This is a genomic window from Paenibacillus roseus (assembly GCF_016424485.1).
GTDB lineage: Bacteria > Bacillota > Bacilli > Paenibacillales > Paenibacillaceae > Paenibacillus_D > Paenibacillus_D roseus.
The window spans coordinates 1-18,600 of record NZ_JAELUP010000009.1; the positions used below are offsets into that span (position 1 = coordinate 1).

Below are 18,600 nucleotides of genomic sequence, written 5' to 3' on the forward strand. Positions count from 1 at the left end.
TGCAGTTGGACGGATGTCTTGATGACGGAATACGTGCCTTGCGGCCTCGCTATACTGCCTGGGATGGGACGGGCCTTTGTTCCTGGCTTCCGACCAAAGGGAGGAAGGTTTCCTTTTCTGGCGCTCCTTTTTCTTCTCCTAGCTCTTGTTTCTTTTCAGCCTTATCCTGACGGGGGTTGGCTCCGTGGGGGGTGTAAAACGAAATACAGGAACGTAGAGCGGCTTGACCGGGGCGAACTTCCCCGTTTTAGCCGCTCTTGTTATCGTAGTGAGTAACCCCGCAGCGGTGCTTACAGGCTCTTAGAGAGCGTTCTTTGCTCACTTAGAGCCTGTTGCATTAGCCCAAAAAAAACGCTGTAAAGCCCTTTAAGAGCCTTACAGCGTTTTTAGCCAAACTATTTATTAATCCTCCACGGATAGGCTATCCAGGGCAACCCTCATTTCCTTGCTGCTGGAGATTGTATAGATCCTGGTATGATCCAATGAAGAGTGCCCCAGGATGTCGGCTACCCGTTGTAACGGATAACCAAGAGTAATCAAATCATGAGCAAGTGTATGCCGCGGCACATGACTTGTTAAATCGAGTATTCCTGTCTTCGCGCGTAAAGTAGTGTAAAGGTACTCGATACCATCTTCAGTTAAGGCACCTCCACGGATAGACAAAAAGAGCTTTCTGGTTCCAGTCTTGTCCTGGACTTGATCCCGCTCAATAAGCCATTCTTTCAAGACGTCTCTCAACTCCTTGTTCATTTCAATTCGTCGGGCCTTGCCTCCTTTGCCATCACGGACAAAGATGTATCCGGAATTAAAATCCAAATCATCAGTGTCCAAGGCAACCACTTCACCCGCGCGAAGGCCGGCGAGAAGTTGCAGGAATACAATAGCTCGATTGCGCGTGAACTTAAAGCTGTTTTTGATAGGGGTGTTCATGAACCGAACTAATTTATTTCGTTCGGATCTCTCTAACCACCGAGGCACTTTATCGTAAGTAATACCTTCCACGGTAGAAACATTTTGAGTTTTTAGTTTGGCCCCGGGGTTTCTCTCAATAACACCCGTCTCTTTCAAAAATGTAAAGAAAGTACGGATCGATTTAATAGAATTATTAACGGTACTAATTGAATATTTTCTTTCCTTTCCGCCTTTAAGATAGGTTGTTTTTAGCAGGTGCTGCTTCCACTGCTGCAGATCCGAAGCAGACACGTTTTGCGGATCAAACAATTCGTTTGTTAAGTCAGAGCCAGAGTACCATTGCATAAAGCTGCTGGCCACTGTGATATAGCGATCAACAGTGTTATTACTAGATTCTTTTTCCTGCAGCCAATCCGCATATGCCGTTAAAATGTAATTCACCATCTGTTTGTTATGCTAATTGGCTTACTTATAAAAAAATCAATCAGAACGCCTAATACAATCGATAAAAAAGACGCGATTACCATTAACCAGCCGTTCGAAGTGAGTCCGTATATAGCAATATGATGAAACCGTGCGTAAACAAATGCTCCCGATAATAGAAAGATCGTCAATGTCATTGGCATGCAATACAAAATTCGAACTATGTTCATGAATTTACAACCTCTCAATTCCTTATTCATTTCAATATGATACTACTCATCACAAGAGCAATTATGATTGTACTTATACTCGTCTATGATTTCTCTCTTGAATTCTTTTTGTTGTGCTTCCCTGTACAAACTATCATGTTTCCAGGTCACAAAATCAAAAACAGTGCCTGTCGTATGTGCATGAATATTATGATTTAGATGCAACCTTCCATCTAATTTCCATAGATTATAGCGAACCATCCCTAAGACAACTTCAAAACCATTACCGCTTTCTTTAATTTCGCTATTAATTTTCGTTCTGGCGTGCCCGGTAAATTCGGCAAAGAACTCTACTGCCATTTTTTTATTAAGCTTCTTTGATTGAGCTATTTTTTCATTTTTAACACATTCTTCAATCTGATTACCTTCAATAATGCATTCCAAAACTTCATCTATATCAATATAGCAAACATTTCGTTTACTACTGTAGGAATCATATTGGAATGTTTCGTAGGGTTTTAAACCTTGATACACGAATACGCCATCATGATTACCTGTCAAACCGTAAATAGTCCATACCCTACCCTTGTAATAAATCACTTTATCGTACAATTCAACTTGCTTCGCCTGATTCATTCATATTTCTCCTCTCTATTGTCTTAGTTCCTTTTATATACGGGTAGTTCCAAGCCCATTATTTTCGTAATTTAAACGATCCTTCATTTTTAAGAACCCCTCCTTTCTCCTTTTCCTTAATAACTTTAACCATTCTTTTGATACGTTTTCGCTCCTATTTAACACAATAAAGTTATTCTGTGAAAATACTCTTTAAGTATACCATAGTTATTCCGCGAAAAAAAGAGGTTTTAAGTATTTTTTCACGGGATAACTTATGTTATTCCGTGAAAAAATTCGACGGTTTTTTTCTTCATCTTGAGGTGTCTAATGCCACGAATTCACCATCAATGGTGACACAACAATCCGCCCGCCTGATTCCAGGGACGAGCTGCTGTTTCCTCTGCTCCGGAAGAACCGTCGGCCTGCAACAGCGACGAACGCCGGGCGCTGCGGTTCTCTTCAACTACCTGCTTCCGGATACGGCTGCAGCAGGACCGGCACTCTCCTTTGCCTGGATCCGGTTGGCCATCTTTCATGCTAGTTCCACGCCCGCCTGTTTCTCCAGGGACGAGCTGCTGTTTCCTCTCTGGAAGAAACGTTCTTCTGCAGCACCGGCGAGCGCACGGCGATACGACCGCTGCGCTTCTCTTCGCCCGTTGCTTCCGGATACGGATGGCCATCTTTTATTCCAACTCCTTGCTGTCTCCTTATCCAGGAAAGTTTCTCCTGCAGAGCGGAAAGCGATGCGCGATGCGCCTGTAAATAGTTGTTGTGGCCGCAGGTGCGGCAACAAGTGTAAGCATCGGGTGAGACGCCTTAATCACATCACATCTTAAATTTGAAAGTTAACATTCAAAAAAATATTCTGTGCTAATCGACCAGATGATGAATTCTCCTGTAACAAGCGGCCGCCGCTGGTGGTCTTGCCGGATTAAAAAAAGAGAATGACCCAAGGTCATTCTCTTACACGTTGCACTCTTATTTAATTCTATGAAGCTGATAGAAATCGTTCCATTTGTTTTTAATGTTCACCCGAACGACTTTAATTTTCTCGGTTCCGTTGTTGTAGCGAACCTTGAAGGTGAAGTCCAGATATCCATTTTTGAGTTGTTCCAGCTTAATGTCTGCTGGTACATTTGGCAAGTCGGTATGTGGATCGTTTACTCGCCCATTCCACAGCGTTCTAGTGGTATTTCCGGGTTTAAGATCTCTATCCAGATATGCTTTACCAGCCCATGGCGATTGTGATTCATTCGGATAAGCGCTGCCGGTGACTACCGTCCAGACTTCTTCGGCCCGGACGGTGGAACCCGTTTGAATGCTTGTCGTTACGGCTGAGAGCAGGAAGCTTTCACCTGCCCAGAAATCATTCTCATTTCGATAGCGCTGATTGTACTGTTGTTGCGTTATTTCCCTGTTTCTGAGTTGCTGGTCCAATTTTTTGTTGTACTCTTTCAAATTGTTGAGCCAGGTATCCGTATGACTGACTTCTGCGGTCAAATCCAACTCCAGTACCCGAATCGTTTTACGCGTAACAATGGCTTCTGCTTTACCATCGGAAACGCTTTGCTCGACCTCGTAATTCCCGGACTTTGTTGTCTTCCAGCTTGGTCCAGGTCCAGCATTGGAGTAAGGGAACGAAAGGTTGTAATCATACGTTTTTTTCGCGCCGGTAACCATATCGGTGACAACGTAATTTACAGTCAAATTGTCTTTATCCGGATCCGATAAGCTATGGCTGATTTGAATTGTATCTCCCTCATATACTGGTTTTGGCGCCCAATCAAAATCAGCGGTTGGTGGTTGATTTGTCTCGATAAAGAAGAATCTTCTGTCACTCCAATCTCCCCACTCAATCCCGTCATGTACACGCACCTGGATATACATGTTCACTTTCTCCGGCAGTGGCTTTGCCGGTTTCCAAGTGAGCGCTGATCCCGTCAGCTCACTTGACTCCTGCTCCATATGTCCACCATACCTATAAATTCGAACACTGTACTTGGATTGAGTATCTTGATCTGCATCTCCATACGTCCACCGGAATGTCGGCTGCAACTCAGTCATCTTCGTAGGGTTGCTCTGGTCTTCACTGGCCGGAACCGTCACCCTGGCGACCGGCTTGCGGTTTACGATATTAACCTTGAACTGGAAGGTATCACTTTGTCCAAGTGAATCCTCTACGACTTGACGAATGTTGAACGTGCCAAGGGAGTTAAAGGTTTTAATCCAGCTTTCCCGCGCGGTGCTTTGCAGCGTCTCAAATCCGCCGATACTTTCATTTCGGATGTAATACCAATGCGGCAGGTTTTTACTTGGGCCATCCTCCTTATCATAGGCCGTTGATGTTATTGTGATTGGAACGCCCCGGTAAGTATTGATATGACTGGTTGTAAAGCCGGCAACAGGCGGCTCGTCCGCCTTTGGAATGACCGTGACATTAATCGTCTTCTCTAGAAATTGACTCCATGCATCGTACTCATCCTTCACCGCTAATCCGACCTTGTACAGTCCCCGCTCTTCTGGAGTTACCAGCTTGGCAGCTACCGTTCTACCAGACGGTGTGACGTAGTAGAAACGCTTCTCTAGAATACCTTTTGTAGCTTTATAATCGATCCCGGTATCTTCTTTGGAGTAATTGGTCGCCGTTAAATATCTGTCCTTGTCGTGGCTCCTATCCGTCCATAAGATTGTTCCGTCCGAAGCGGCCGCAATATCATAATCAACTGTCGGCGGCCGGTGAACAATGAGCTGCCGCGAAGCCAAGTTTGACTCTTGCCGATAATCGGCAAAGGTGTTGTCTGGATACAAGTGATCGCTATGCGGATCATCTGTCGTCTTGTACGTGACCTGATACAACCCAACCTTGTCCATAACGGTGATCGGCTCTGTATAAGACTTGTCGTTATACTTGGACACACCCGATTTGCCATCACTCGCATCCAAGAATTTTTGATCGAGCTGCTTGTATGTCCAGCTCGTCAATGCCTTGACTGACGGATCTTCTTCGGTATCGGTGTACATGGTAGAGTAAATCATCTCCTCCCCCACCAACGCGATACCTTGTAGCTTATTTTTGGCGCTCAGTGCTGACAGATCAGCATAGCTCATATCAAAGAATTCCGTTTTCGATACCTCAGTATATGGCCCATAGAATCCGCTGGCAAATTCCGAATCTGTTGCTTCAAGTAGCGGCACATTTTGGACATAAACTCGAATAACACCGTCCAAAATATTGATTTTGATTTTATAGGCTGTTCTTTCCTTGAAATTGTAATCCGTTTTTTGCAGCTCTGTTCGCTGTCCATTTACTATTTTGACCAGCCGTAAGGTGCGGTCATTGGCTTCCACTCGGTACATATTTTTTTCATCCTGTATGTGGAAACCGAAACCTGCGTAACGCTCCGCGATAAAAATATCATTCATTCGCAAAGTGAAGTTAAAGTTGGCATCCGACAACTTTAACTTGCTGACAAGCTGTTGCTGCGTAAGCAAGCTTTCCTTTATCATCGGATTTTCGTTGTATACAACATAAGGATATGTGTACCAACTTTCTTGTACGCCACAGCACATGCTATCGTAATAGTTGTAATTGTTAATTCTTAATATTAACAGCCCGTCATAGTTTACACTAATAAGGGGTGCGTAAGCATATTTGTATCCTGATGAAGCAGAATCATTCGGCCATATATCACTACTAATAGTAGTGATAAGCTGTTTAGCTCCTGTTCTTGTGTTTACCCTTTGTATTTTTTTGTCTTTACTCACGTAGTAGATGTATCCTTGAGCATCTACTTTTGTGATGGGGTAAACGGAGACTTTAGTATTTGATGTCCAAAACACATCATCTATTGTAGCCACGGTTTTTAGCTTCCCGTCATTTTCCCATTTATAGATAATGTATTTTTCGGGCAAAGTGACATGTTGCATAACCACTATATTTTTGACAGGTGGTAAGTCTACATTAATTTTGTAGAGTCCGGCTGTACCAGAAATCTTGCCTGTATTGGTATTGTATATTGATCCATCTCCATTAATGATAAATTTCCCGTCATCTGATGGATAAACCGTATGATGGTACGGTGTATCTGTGACTGTCCGAGTCTCATTGGATCTGGGATCATATATTAAAAACATACCGTCACCGCTGAATGGCTTGTACATTCGGTATCTTCTACCGTACGCATCCAGTAGGGAAGCACTGCGTGCCTGGTACTCATTCACGTTAAAATTCTTTTTCTCCAGAATTCTGTTTGGCTCTGACCATTCAGCATTTTCCATACTCCCATCATTTGTCCACTGGGATGTGTATTTTTCTTGCTGATAAGAGTAACTTGTTTCTCTTGAAAGTTGTTGGGTTGGGTTTTGACTAAACTTTTCTTGGCCCGATGGCTTAATAAATTCTGTGAATTTATATACCCGGTAGAAATCCCGGTTGTAGCTCATCGTCTCCAATTCTTGCCGCCAATAGTTGATTCTCATCAAGCTATCGTCAGAGTACCCTTTGTACGTTTGTACTATTTGTCCCTTAAAGACATTTAGATTCCCGTTACGTTTAGAAACAGAATAGTCGTTAAATAAATATGCACCATCCTCTGCTATTTGTATGATTTTTACATTGAGTGGTGTTGGACCAACATAATTAGATGCCCTCACGTTGAGGTAATCAATGTTGGCCAGTGCTTTTGTGCGCGGGTTTACTGCCCATGACATTGGCGTTTCCCCGTAATAGTCAGTGTTTTTAAAATTTTTAATGATGTCCGAAGTTAGGATCGGAACATCTTTGATAACGACTGGCTCGATATACTCCGAGCTGACATCAAAGGATACTAACGGTCTGTCATTGATGACATGCAAATCAAATGTCCTGCTAGCATCTTTACCCCAATCCTCTTTAGCGTAGACGGTAATTTTGTATTTACCGACTTGGAGCTTGGGAATGATAAATTCACGGTTGGCATTTAGCTTGACTTCAATTTCCGGCTGTGAGCCGAACAGTCCTTTGTTGCCTAAGTCGTAGACGTAGGACACTTTTTCTAAAACAATCTTGTCATTATCTGGACTGTAGGACGTAACCTTAAACGTAGCGTCCTTGCCTTGTCCCAAACGAATCATTGGTGTTCTGTAATCAAGCTGAGGCACAGGCGGCAAATCTTCCTTTACCGTCAACGTGTGTGTCGCAGGGTAAATAGATCGCAGTCCATCCTCGTCATATACGTGTAGCGTAATTATTTCTTCACCTGGCTTATCATAGATCGATAATTTATTGGTCCAAATATCCCTGGAATGGTTAATTTTACGGTCAGTTGGACTGAAGCTGTTCGCTGAAGAAAACGTCTGAGGCAACGGACGCCCTTCAACGACTGTTGACGGGCCTGTGATCATTGCAACAGGCTCACGCGGCACTACCTCTATGCTAGTTGTCCGAACGGAAACAGCGCCAAAATCATCTCTCATATACGCACGCACATAATGCGTACCTAATGTATCCATTTTAATGCTATGATAGCCGTTTATCTGTTTGTCATATTTGACCGGGATGCGTTGCCCCCAGTCAGAGCTGATTGAAAAGTCAAAGCCCATGAAATAAACCTTATCCCCATCCGGGTCCATAGGAGTTGGAACGCTTGGATCATCGATGTAGATTAAGTCCATAGTAGTTCCGACTACCACTTTCTTAATCGGTTTGGTCCAAGCCCACGGATATACAAATCCGATTTCAAATTCAGGCGGCCGGTTATCTTTCGGCCCTTTCACATCGAGCAACTTCGGACCGATCCAGTCCGATGTGCCGCAGCTCGTTGTGACCTCAATGTAGACGTTATGCGTTCCTACACCGATAACCCATGGATACGTGCTGTAGGTGTAATTACTATGTGTGTTGATACCATATACAGGTGATGTGACCACACTGCTACCGTCTCTCATGATTCGGTACCGATGTGAGTAATAGGTACAGCCGTTGACCGTAATATCGGGTATAAAAGAAAAATTGTCACGGTACTCAATACTCCCTGGAACTATACGGAAATCAGCTTTATAGCTCGCAGTGTTTTTTTCATAAAAAAAAGACACATACGCTGTCTTATTGGCAGTTGACAAGCTTACGGACGCTGAACTGCCGTTATTGACCGTGTTTTTGTAAGTGGAGTAATCAACGTTGTATCCTTGAACGGTTCCGTAAGTAGAATTGGCTGTTATCGTCCGGGTTGCCGGGAGTGTGCTGACGATTTCCGAGCTTTCATCGGCCAAACTGTAGCTGCCGGTAGGGCTTGTCCTTACCATATGTCTAATCTTGATTTCGCCGGTATTAGCCCCCGCCTTAAGCCTGTACACATGGTAAAGGTACATGAGCGAAAAATTGCCTTGAAACGGATCAAGCTTGTAGGTGTAATTACTAGGGTTGTTAAGATTTGCTGGTGGTTCACCGTTTGTCGAGATTTTAAAACCAACGTACTCATAATTGGCATTTGTCGGAGCTTCGAATGAATAGTTCTTGTCTTTTACAAGAGCTTGCTCCTTATCCGTAAAAACGCTATTTAGACTACTTCCATTTTCAAGAAAGTGCTTGATTACAGCTTTTGCCCCATTCTCATAGTAGAGATTGATACGGTGGGTGTCGTAACTGCCATCGAATTTGATGGAAGGCGGTGTTCCACTTTTAATAGCGCCGTCTGGAACGCCAGTTGTGCTTGATTTGTACCCCGCATACGTATAGCCGCTTTTAGTCGGTGGTTCGACGGAATATGTTTGTCCTATTGACATATCCGTTGTCTTCGTGGGAAAGACATCGGCTAAGCTTTGTCCACTGGTAGTATAGTGCTGCACGATCTGTTGTCCGTTTAGATAAAATTCGAATACGACTGGGAAATAGTATCGATATATTTTCACTCCCGGCGAACAACTTGGGCATGGATCATCAGATTCTTTCTCCCTCATATCCTTATGCCGACCGGTTGTTAGCTGGCCTGACAGATTGACTTTAAATGTTACTGTGCTGCTTCCTTGCCCCGATAAATTGGAAACGGTTGGGTTGCTGATAGAAGCAGAAAGAAATTTTTCATATTCTTTAAAATCCAAGTCTCCACGTCGTGATTCATTGAAATATTCTGTATGTTTCGAATTCGATGAATCGAATTTGTACACTTTAACATCTGTTACAGACCGTGCAGGAAAATTGAAATTATACGTATGATACAGGTCATCTGCTTTGACCGTTTGACCAGGCGAATATGTCGTCCATTGACCTGCTGAGTTCGTCCAAGCCTCGTAATACATAAACCCTACTGCATATCGTCTGGTGGGATAGTTCGGATCAGTATATGGCTGGATCGATGCATTCCCAAATCCAGGTGCAGCTTTAGAAACAGAAAAGTCTAGAAAAGGTATGAACGAGGCTATTAATTCCATAAGCAGTAACATTAACAGTACAAGCGATACCCCTTTTAAATGCTTTTTCAAGCAGCTTACCTCCACTCATTTTTCATGGCATATAATGAATGCCCTGATAAATTAAAACCGAAGTATTCGATATCTTTCATTTTTGTTTTTTCCTGCGAAAATCTTTTAATCATAGGGATATACTCTAATGTTACTGTTTTATCTGATTCATCATCCCATCTTGGACCATGTAATTTCATTTCAACTCCACTTTGCAACAAGAATAAAGAATTATTCATCGAACCTCTATAATTAGAGGAAAAACGAACATATTCTCCACCATCAGGCGCTAAAGACTTATCTAATCGAAAAATTATCCGTCCATTCCCCATGACAAGTGGAAAATCATCCGACTTTACCAATCGGATAGTTGTTTGCTTTTTTCCATTGAAATTTGGATCAGAACTGAAAATTGTAAGAATGGTGTCATCTTTTGGGTAATACTTCATATAGGGCTTCGCATCAGTTTCTTTTATTAGATCATCTACATGCGGTACATCTGTCTTACCGATCCAGACATAGTTATTAGTCTGGTCCCATTGTACATTGACAGCTAACCCTTCACTGATAGCCCGAAGTGGAACCAGGGTACGGCCACTCACGACCATGGCCGGTTGAGTTAAGGTTACGGCCTTACCGTTAAAGGCGGCTTTTTTGGAGTCCATCGTCAGTTTGAGGACCTTGGTTCCTTTGGTAATCGTGATGTCCTTTCCCTTTACCTCCAGCTTGCCGCCTAGCTTCTCACTGACAAAGCGGATCGGGACCAGGACGCTGCCATCTACCATTTTAGGCTTCACATCAAATTTAATGCGTCGGGCATCGAACAAAACCTCCAACGAAAGATCCGTTTTAAATTTCATGTCAGAAGCAGCTTCTACTTTAGTAGCTGCAGCGCCGGTGAACAGAATTGTCGCAGCCATCATAGCGGCCATCATTTTGATCATAATTAATTACTCCTTTTTTAGGTTTAGGTATAGTTGCGGCCAAATAGCTTTGCCGCTGGCTCACGCATACTACAGAGCCGTGTGGATACACGGCGGCCCAATCGCCATCTAGGGGCCACGGACGCCGGTGAATTGTCCGGCGTTTGGTGGGTAGATGGCTCTGCTCGTCAAGGGGCGCGAGGATAAAGCGGACTGACCAAAGGGAGGGAGCATTTGCCGCAGCGGCGTAGCGTACCCCTTGACCAGCAGGCGGGCTGTGGTATCGTGGGAAAAGCGGAAAGTGAGCATCAGTTGAGCCGCCCTCTATGGAGTGCCGGCAGCATTTGATTCAGACTCCCCCTTGACGGCCTCCCACGCTTCTTTTGAAATGATTTTCCCTGTGAATTTATCAGCCGTCTCCTGGCTGATTTCAACCGCTAAGTCATTACTGTATTCACATTCTGAATGACTGCTATGTCCAGCAGCCACAATCTTGTACGATTGTTCTCTCAGCCATTCTGCCATATAAACCTCATCTGCTGCCTGCTCTGGAGTCACCAGGGCCATAAGTTCATTGCAAGAAATAGTAAACGTTGCTTCCCCTTGTACCAAAACGCGTTTCACTGTTACTGCCATATAAAAATCGCTCCTTTGTGTAAGAGAATAGATTTTAAAACCGTCTGTGCTATACTATAGTTTGGATTCTGTGACTGCAGATCCGTTTTTTCAATGGGGAGAAATAGACTAGCTATCAATCATCTAAGTCTATTTCTTCCCTTTCCTTATAAAGATTCGGTGACATATTCATAAATGGTTGGGATTTGCATCGGCTCTGGATTTCTTATCCTTTGTACCAGAGCGGGATAATCCATTTCAATTACGGCGATCACAGCCGGTCCTCGGATAGTCTTTGTTAAGTGGTAATCCGGATTATCGTAAAGGAACGGAAAGCTTTGTCCAGTTGTGTCATCAATGATTTCGAAGTAAAGTACCCGTAGTTCTGAAAATACCGGGCTTCCGGTTTTGGGCTGGAATGAAGAAGTCAGTCCTAAGTTCCTTTGTAATGCCTCGTCGTAAGCTTTACGTGCTGTCTCAGGAGAGATAATGAATCTCCCTTCATTTGAGTTCGTGGATACCAGCATGGCTCTATGCACAGCTCTGTTATTAGCTGCTTTGAGAAGTTGGCGCTGCTGATCCCAAGTTTGGAACTCTTCTTGTGAAACCCATATGAGTACCACAATAATTATCGTGGACATAAAGAAAAGTGCTTTGTCCATTGTCCTACGCCTCTGTTCTCCCAATTATATGTTTCATGGAATATACTCACTTGTTGTATATGCTTTTGCAAAATAAGTCGTCGGCAACTCCTGTCCGGTGAATTGATATACAAACATTGGCAAACGTGGAGCTTCTATTTGAATTTCAAGTTCTTCTCCTCTTTTTAATGGGCTGCTGGCATTACTAACTATTACAACCTGACTCGGATCTATGCCGACTGCTTGAAGATTTGCTAAAACCTGTTCCCGGACGGAAGGCGTGAGCATTCCGTCCGGAGCAGCTTTTTCCGCAGCGTAATTTGCATTGGATTTAACAACGACATAGAGCAGATAATCAATGTGGCTAAGCAACGGCTGAATAATTAGAAAGATTAGCATCCATACAAAAGCTACACGTACAAATGCTCCTGACACCAGTAAACCTCCTTAATACCTTTCTATCTGCTTCGTTCGGTTAATGACTCCAGTTTGATTTTCTGATATTGAATTGAAGCTAAAAGCCGTAACGATTGCAATAATGACAAAAATGAGCAAGATCCCAAGAATTTTTGAAATACCCATAATTTTATTCCCTTATGCAACAAACAGGAATTCTGTATCAATCGTTTCAATCGCACCGATTTTTGGTGGTTTCGGAATCTCTGGAACAGTTGCGTCCATGTCACCGACAAAAGTAATAACCAGCAAGTAAATAGCTGCACCAATAACAGCAAAAATCAGAAGTCGCAGAATGATCCATAACAATTTATCCAAATCCATTTTAAAGTCCTCCATTTTCATATATTTAGTATTGAATATTTTTTGAAACAACCTTCGTGTATTCTAATAACAACAGAATTACCATCAAAAACATCAACATCATTGGAATATTGTTAAAAGCTTTGATTTTTTCTTTTTCCATTTCTGACCTGGTTTTAAATCGGTCAGCGGAAAGTTTCTCAAGCATTTCAGCGTTTTTTTTCAAATAGTCGCTTGGATCCTTTAACGATTCTGCTGTTTCTAAAAAGATACAGACTTGTCGTATAAAGAGATGTCGCTTAGGAAAGCGGCCTTGCAGCCAAGTATAGGCTTCCTTACCAGATGTCGTTAGCAACTGAGAAAAGTTTCTTAGATCCGTCTCTAGCAGAGGGAAATGCTCCGCTACCAGATTTGCATAGTAAGACAATTGAATACTTCTTTTTCTTCTTGTCTGCTCATAGAGTCTGCAGAAAGCAATGAGTTGACCATCCCGTTCTGCTTGTTGTTTCTTGTTGTACGTTACCTTTGGTATTTTTTCAGGCCCATTGAACCATCTATACTTCGGCTTGGGAATCGTCCATTTGGAAAATTGTAAAGCAAAATATCCCAAGGAACCTAGTAGAAGGATATAAAAGATAAGCGCTGCGTTATTCACCTGTTCACCCCCTCTCAACGAAATACGATTTTATTTATAGTCTAACGGGGGCTTCATGACTAAAAAGCTCAAAATCATGGTTCCCACACAAGCACATAAAATGATCGTTAATAAAGTGATACCTAATGAAGTTCGGAATTGAAGCCCTGCATACACTGGGAAGCCAATAGTAAGTGCTACAGCTCCGCATACCAGAATAATGGCGGCTGGATTCCCCCATGTGCCCATATGAATGGCTCCGCTTAATTCTTTTTTCACTTCAAGAATTGCACTTAATCGCGTTTCCATTGAATCACCCAATGAGACTAAGGATTCCCGCCATGGCGTACCGGATCGGAGTGAAAACAGCATATCGGAAATGAAAGCTATTGCAAATGTCGTGCTTACGCTCTTAATAAACCGATTCGTTTCCATTTTAAGTTCAGCTTCTGATGAATAATTACTTACTGTAAAAGCAAGAATCTTTAACTGTTTACGCAACAGATTGGATGCATGAACTTCATCGGCCGTTCGTATCATCGCTTCCGGAATCTGCAGATCCGCAAATCGTGGTAAAATCTTTACGATTTCTAGTAAATCGTATCCAGACTTAATTTTTCGGAAGTGATACTGTAACCGCAAAATCAGATAACCTACAATCACTACGATAACGGCCACGATTAAGGAAAATAATACCCCTGCCCCTCGGCTCCCTGACATTTGGAAAGAACCAAATGGACCATTGGTCGATGGCAAACGCATAGGAATTTCAGTCGTTATCAGCAGCATGATGAAAAAACTTGTGATGAACAGGATCCCATTATAAAAGAAATAACGATTGGATTGATTAGGTTTCCCGGTCAGCAAAAACATGACTTCATCAAAATGTTGAATCAGACTGGATTGCTTAACTGCCTCTTTACGATTCTGGATGAGAAACAAGGACTTGTTGACTACTGTTGCAAATGAAGGAAGCACGAATCCAATTAGCCCAATAAATGTGATGAGATAGAGAATTCCTAATAACAAGTTTTAATCATTCCCTTCTAAGACGACCTGACACTTCATGCTTGGTACGATTGGATCTTCAATAGGCGCTTGTTGAGCCAGTCGTTCCATAATGCCAAATAATTCCTTCGCGCATCCCGGATTGACTCGGCTTAGCCTGGCTTTCAATGCTGCTGACAGGTCGGAATTGTAGAACCATTTTTTCATTTGGTCATCATAACGAACGAGGTCGTTGGCAACGACTTGTATTTTCGCATTTGGATCATATCGAATCTCCGAAAGTCGCATAAGCTTCTTCTTTCCATATCGTTGTGGCTCCAGAACAGCGACGATTTCAACGGATTTCAATGTAGCCATTAAATGACCCTTCAAGTTTCCGCCAGACTGACTGTAGACAGCGTGAGCGGCTTGATAGGGAATGTCCTCGGATTCCTTGGTATGGTATGTACCCAACAGGCCACGATATCCTTTTTCCCCTGCAAAGTTATAGAACAACCACTCTGACCATCGCATCTCTGACATATATATGAGATCGGGGTCATGCCGCAAGCTTTGAATACCAACATCCATTAATTCTTCGGAAGACGCTATAATTGGGATGATCCGATGTTTATCTGCAATGGGCGCTAACGGAAGTGTTGATTCTGGATGTGTCTCAATGAGGATGACTCCTAATGAGAATTCGGCTTGCAATAATTGCTCCAACACCAGCGTATTTCCTTTAGTCGTTTTTCCGGATTCAACGGGCCCGCTCACAACTAAGTTTGGGTAGCATGCTATTAGATTTCGGAATAAGGGAATAGCTTCCTCTCCAATAAGTCCACTTCCGGCTTGATCGTCTAAACTCATATTTTCAACGGTCTGCCGCCGGAAGGTGATGGTCGTAAATCCTTCCCATACGCGAGGGGAAATCCAGACCGCAATCCGAATGAATCGACCTGGCCATAACGGATCATTGATTTTAAACTCAGCCGACGGATGAGACTGATTCAGTTTGACACGAGGGTTATGTGTGATCAGAGTACGCCGCAACTGATCTACTCTATCTGCCGATACAAACTGATGCGGATAAGGGTGATACTCCCCTCTATAAGCAAGGGATATATTTTTACCGATAATCTGCATTTTTTGACTGTACATGTGCTGTCGATCATATAACCATGGAGCTGCAACCGAAAATCCTAGCCATTCTTGAAAAATCGCACTTGTAACGTCCATACCCTGATATGCTTCGGGCAACCGTCCAGAATAGGGATATTCTCGCATTTGCCTCTCTATTTCCTTTGTTGCGGTCATGACGGCCGTCGATTCCCCAACCAATGCCCGTTGTGCGAGATCGAGAAGCTGTTCGTCACTTTCGATTTGCTTTTGAAACCTTTCCCGGAACTTTTCCACGTAAGAGAAGAAGTCCTCTGATCGATTCCCCCGGAACAACACCTTATTTTTCAAGCTATACATATACATCCTCCCGGATAGAAGAAATTATAGCCCCTGCCTGCTTGATCTGGTCCTGCTCCTTTCTGGATACAGGAAGGAAGAAGTTTGTTTCTCCATCTTTATAGATAGGAAGCGCTGAAAAGTGAGAGAACACTTGCATCCCCAAATTATGTGCAATTGTCGCTGTCGGAATCATATCCGCCCCTGCTTTGTTTTGAATCAAAAACCAATTTCCAGGGTCAACACCAAGATCACTGGATAGTCGCATCAGCCGCTCAAGCTGCAGCGTATATTTGGGATGAGAAACCATGATCCGGATGTCACTCCGTTGAACAGCACTGACCCACGCTGCTGAATGGGGAATGGCTCCATTATCTGTGATCAGAACATTTTCTTTTCGAAAAGTGTCTGTAAGATGTTCGAATTCACTTTCTGCATAATCTAAAGTGATTAACGGATCAGCGTTGCCCGGTAGATACAATACACCTTCCACATAGATTAGTGAGTTCGTATCTGCCGGTTGCATCATTTTTTGAATCATACGCATCCGCCAACCGTCCAGACTGACATTTGGATTTGCTTGATGCCAGCCGGGATTAAATAAATTCAGTCCAAGCAATACTTTTTTTTGTTGGCTTGGCATATGCTTCGCCAGCAAAGCGGCAATACTTGTACATCCAATACCGGGAACAACCCCAAATACGCCAATCATAGGGGTTAAGCTTTTCATTTTTTTCTGGAACCATATATCCATCTGTTGGATAAGTGCATCCTGTCCGATTCCTGGTCTTAGGAATTTGATGCCAAGTGCTTGGCACATGATCTGAATGGATCTCCAGCCCGCAATGCCAGGTTCTTGATAAGAATAAATTAACGTTGCATCGGGATACTCAGTTGCTGTCTGCTCCAGCTTATCAGTCGAAACGACTCGGCTGCTAAATAGGTAGACTTGATTGGCAACCACTGAACTTCCTGGAGCTTCTTGATACATGACGGTTTCATAATCAGCATCACGGAGCATTTGCGTCCATTGTGGATCAATTCCACTACAATAAATCTTCATGTGTCCTCCTATTTGGTACGTGCTATCCAAAGCGTGTACCCCGCCTCAAGTTTCTTCTGAATGATTTTGGCCATATCATCAGTGGCGAGCAGCTCAACATTATTAATTTGTTCGGATGTGGTCAGGCGGTCATTAGACTTCCCTTCCGGCGTATCCATGACCATATTGCCACCACTTGATCTTACCGACACTACAGAAACATTAGGGATCATGTCTTCTTTAGATGGTTGTTCGAGCTGCTGCGCTGCTGGATCGTCCAAGTCGATGGTTTCATCTTGAGGACTACGTTCCCTATTCCGGTTATCAACAGTCCTGAAAAATAAGATGTTCACCCGATCTTTGGCCCGTAGCGAGCTGTTGACTGCATAGAGGCTCGATGAAGGGACAGGTAAGATAACTTCTCCTGAAACGGGAATCAGGGGATCCTGATCAAACCATTCTTCGTATAGCATTGATCCAGAGGGGATAACATTTAAAGCAGTTAACCCAATGAGTTGATCAGGTACGGTTATGGCATAGGCCGGAATGTTATCTTTGGGTATATTCATGATTTTCAAGTGTCCTGGTGTTATAACTTCATTCGCATGCAGTAGAGTCGTCGTAATAACAACAGGCTTTGTATTCCATTTGGGACCATAGTAATATAACCCTGCTAACATCGCCGTCCCAAGTATAAAGATGGCCAAGGAACCCATCATTCGCAATTTAATTCTCAACATGTGTTTCCTTCGGTCCTTCCTTCGGTTTATTTAAAATAGACTTCCACCAACTTTCTTTTTTCTGTGGAAGCACGGATGCTAATATCGCATCTGTCTGACCATCATCAACGAAGGGGTTCTCATGAAGCTCTTGTCGCCAGAAATGAAGTTGCATATCGCGCTTTTCGCTTCTGGAGAGTGAATCTGTCCATTCTTTGAACCCGACTTCGTTACAAAGTAATTTAATATGCAAAGGCCGATTCCATTCACGGCTGAATAATTCATTTGTCAGCGCAGATGTATGTTTGAAATCCCCTCCAAGAGCCGTCAATACATGTAACTGGCAGCGGGCAAACGCGGATACATAATCCTGCCACTTCGTTCCAAAGTCGATGATCAGGTAATCCCAACTCTGAAATAAGAGTTCGTTTAACTCCTTTTCTTTGACCGAATGGAAAAGGGATAATCCCTCAATGTGCAAATCCTTCTCGTAGCGCTGTTCTTCCGGAACATGCTCCAAAAGTGAGTTGTTGTCCAATTCGATTAATGCTGTCTTGTAGTGCTTTGAAAGCCAACTTGCAAGCTGCATAGCTGAAAAGGTGCAGCCGCTTCTATTGACGGGTCCGAACACCCCAATCGTTACCGTTCCGAGTATACGATCCTGATAGATAATCTTTTCAATGGGAGCTGCTTGTTCAATTTTTATGACTGTCTTGGTTTTGATGGATTTCTTCTGCTGTCCACCCTTTTTGACTGAAACAAAATCAAGATCGTCATCCAAATTGCGCCACCTAGCAGCGTTCCCCATATGGTACTTCATTGCTAGTTGACGCTGCAGGTAAGGTCTGATATCCAGATCATGTTCATCATCAGAATCTTCTTCCGGATCAATGGCAGGAGCTACAATATCATAGACCCCATCTGCGACTAACCATGAGATTAACGAGTCTCCAGGGACTCGTCCAGGGGCGATGAGAATCACGCGGGCACTTCGTGTAATGCGATACCTACGAACGCCCTTGAGCAAAGCTGTGGCGTCTGAACAACACGTTATATCGACGATCAGTAGATCAATTGAAATTCCAGCAGCCGAAGTAAACAACTGCTGGAATTCTTCCGCATCAAAAGAATCATGAATTCGCTCGAATAAGATGGGCTGGTCTTGTAGAACTTCTTTAATTTGTTTTCCGTATTCGGCGCTTGCGATGATTCCGTACACTAGG

The 18,600-nt window shown here is 43.3% G+C and carries 15 protein-coding genes; all 15 read right to left on the reverse strand.

Translation table 11 applies throughout. The annotated features are described in order from the left end of the window. Window positions 1-402: 402 nt before the first annotated feature. Complete coding sequence (locus JFN88_RS04000; RefSeq protein WP_199018041.1) at window positions 403-1,356, reverse strand: tyrosine-type recombinase/integrase; 954 nt, start codon at window positions 1,354-1,356, stop codon at window positions 403-405. A gap of 251 nt (window positions 1,357-1,607) precedes the next feature. Continuing rightward, the gene (locus JFN88_RS04005) at window positions 1,608-2,180 is read right to left on the reverse strand and encodes a hypothetical protein (RefSeq protein ID WP_199018042.1); all 573 of its coding nucleotides are present in this window, start codon (window positions 2,178-2,180) and stop codon (window positions 1,608-1,610) included. Window positions 2,181-2,506: 326 nt separating this feature from the next. Beyond that, complete coding sequence (locus JFN88_RS04010; protein WP_199018043.1) at window positions 2,507-2,842, reverse strand: hypothetical protein; 336 nt, start codon at window positions 2,840-2,842, stop codon at window positions 2,507-2,509. A gap of 298 nt (window positions 2,843-3,140) precedes the next feature. Next, the gene (locus JFN88_RS04015; protein WP_199018044.1) at window positions 3,141-9,620 is read right to left on the reverse strand and encodes a glycoside hydrolase family 78 protein; all 6,480 of its coding nucleotides are present in this window, start codon (window positions 9,618-9,620) and stop codon (window positions 3,141-3,143) included. Between the two features lie 5 nt (window positions 9,621-9,625). Then, entirely contained in the window at window positions 9,626-10,543 is a 918-nt protein-coding gene (locus JFN88_RS04020) for a copper amine oxidase N-terminal domain-containing protein (RefSeq protein ID WP_199018045.1), read from the reverse strand. Between the two features lie 303 nt (window positions 10,544-10,846). Further along, the gene (locus tag JFN88_RS04025; RefSeq protein WP_199018046.1) at window positions 10,847-11,158 is read right to left on the reverse strand and encodes a hypothetical protein; all 312 of its coding nucleotides are present in this window, start codon (window positions 11,156-11,158) and stop codon (window positions 10,847-10,849) included. Window positions 11,159-11,304: 146 nt separating this feature from the next. Next, the gene (locus tag JFN88_RS04030) at window positions 11,305-11,799 is read right to left on the reverse strand and encodes a hypothetical protein (protein ID WP_199018047.1); all 495 of its coding nucleotides are present in this window, start codon (window positions 11,797-11,799) and stop codon (window positions 11,305-11,307) included. Window positions 11,800-11,832: 33 nt separating this feature from the next. Further along, window positions 11,833-12,213, reverse strand: a complete 381-nt coding sequence (locus tag JFN88_RS04035; protein ID WP_199018048.1) for a hypothetical protein — start codon at window positions 12,211-12,213, stop codon at window positions 11,833-11,835. Between the two features lie 159 nt (window positions 12,214-12,372). Beyond that, entirely contained in the window at window positions 12,373-12,558 is a 186-nt protein-coding gene (locus JFN88_RS04040) for a hypothetical protein (RefSeq protein WP_199018049.1), read from the reverse strand. A gap of 25 nt (window positions 12,559-12,583) precedes the next feature. Further along, the gene (locus JFN88_RS04045) at window positions 12,584-13,192 is read right to left on the reverse strand and encodes a hypothetical protein (protein ID WP_199018050.1); all 609 of its coding nucleotides are present in this window, start codon (window positions 13,190-13,192) and stop codon (window positions 12,584-12,586) included. 30 nt (window positions 13,193-13,222) lie between these two features. After that, complete coding sequence (locus JFN88_RS04050) at window positions 13,223-14,200, reverse strand: hypothetical protein (RefSeq protein WP_199018051.1); 978 nt, start codon at window positions 14,198-14,200, stop codon at window positions 13,223-13,225. A 3-nt stretch (window positions 14,201-14,203) separates the two neighbouring features. Then, entirely contained in the window at window positions 14,204-15,637 is a 1,434-nt protein-coding gene (locus JFN88_RS04055) for an ATPase, T2SS/T4P/T4SS family (RefSeq protein WP_199018052.1), read from the reverse strand. Then, a complete protein-coding gene (locus tag JFN88_RS04060) occupies window positions 15,630-16,679 on the reverse strand; it encodes a CpaE/TadZ family protein (protein ID WP_199018053.1) in 1,050 nt (349 codons plus the stop codon). The genes JFN88_RS04055 and JFN88_RS04060 overlap by 8 nt, the downstream gene beginning before the upstream one ends. An 8-nt stretch (window positions 16,680-16,687) precedes the next feature. Beyond that, a complete protein-coding gene (locus JFN88_RS04065; RefSeq protein WP_199018054.1) occupies window positions 16,688-17,398 on the reverse strand; it encodes a CpaB family protein in 711 nt (236 codons plus the stop codon). Further along, window positions 17,385-18,596: a hypothetical protein gene (locus tag JFN88_RS04070; RefSeq protein ID WP_199018055.1), complete on the reverse strand. Its 1,212-nt coding sequence runs from the start codon at window positions 18,594-18,596 to the stop codon at window positions 17,385-17,387. The genes JFN88_RS04065 and JFN88_RS04070 overlap by 14 nt, the downstream gene beginning before the upstream one ends. Window positions 18,597-18,600 lie beyond the last annotated feature (4 nt).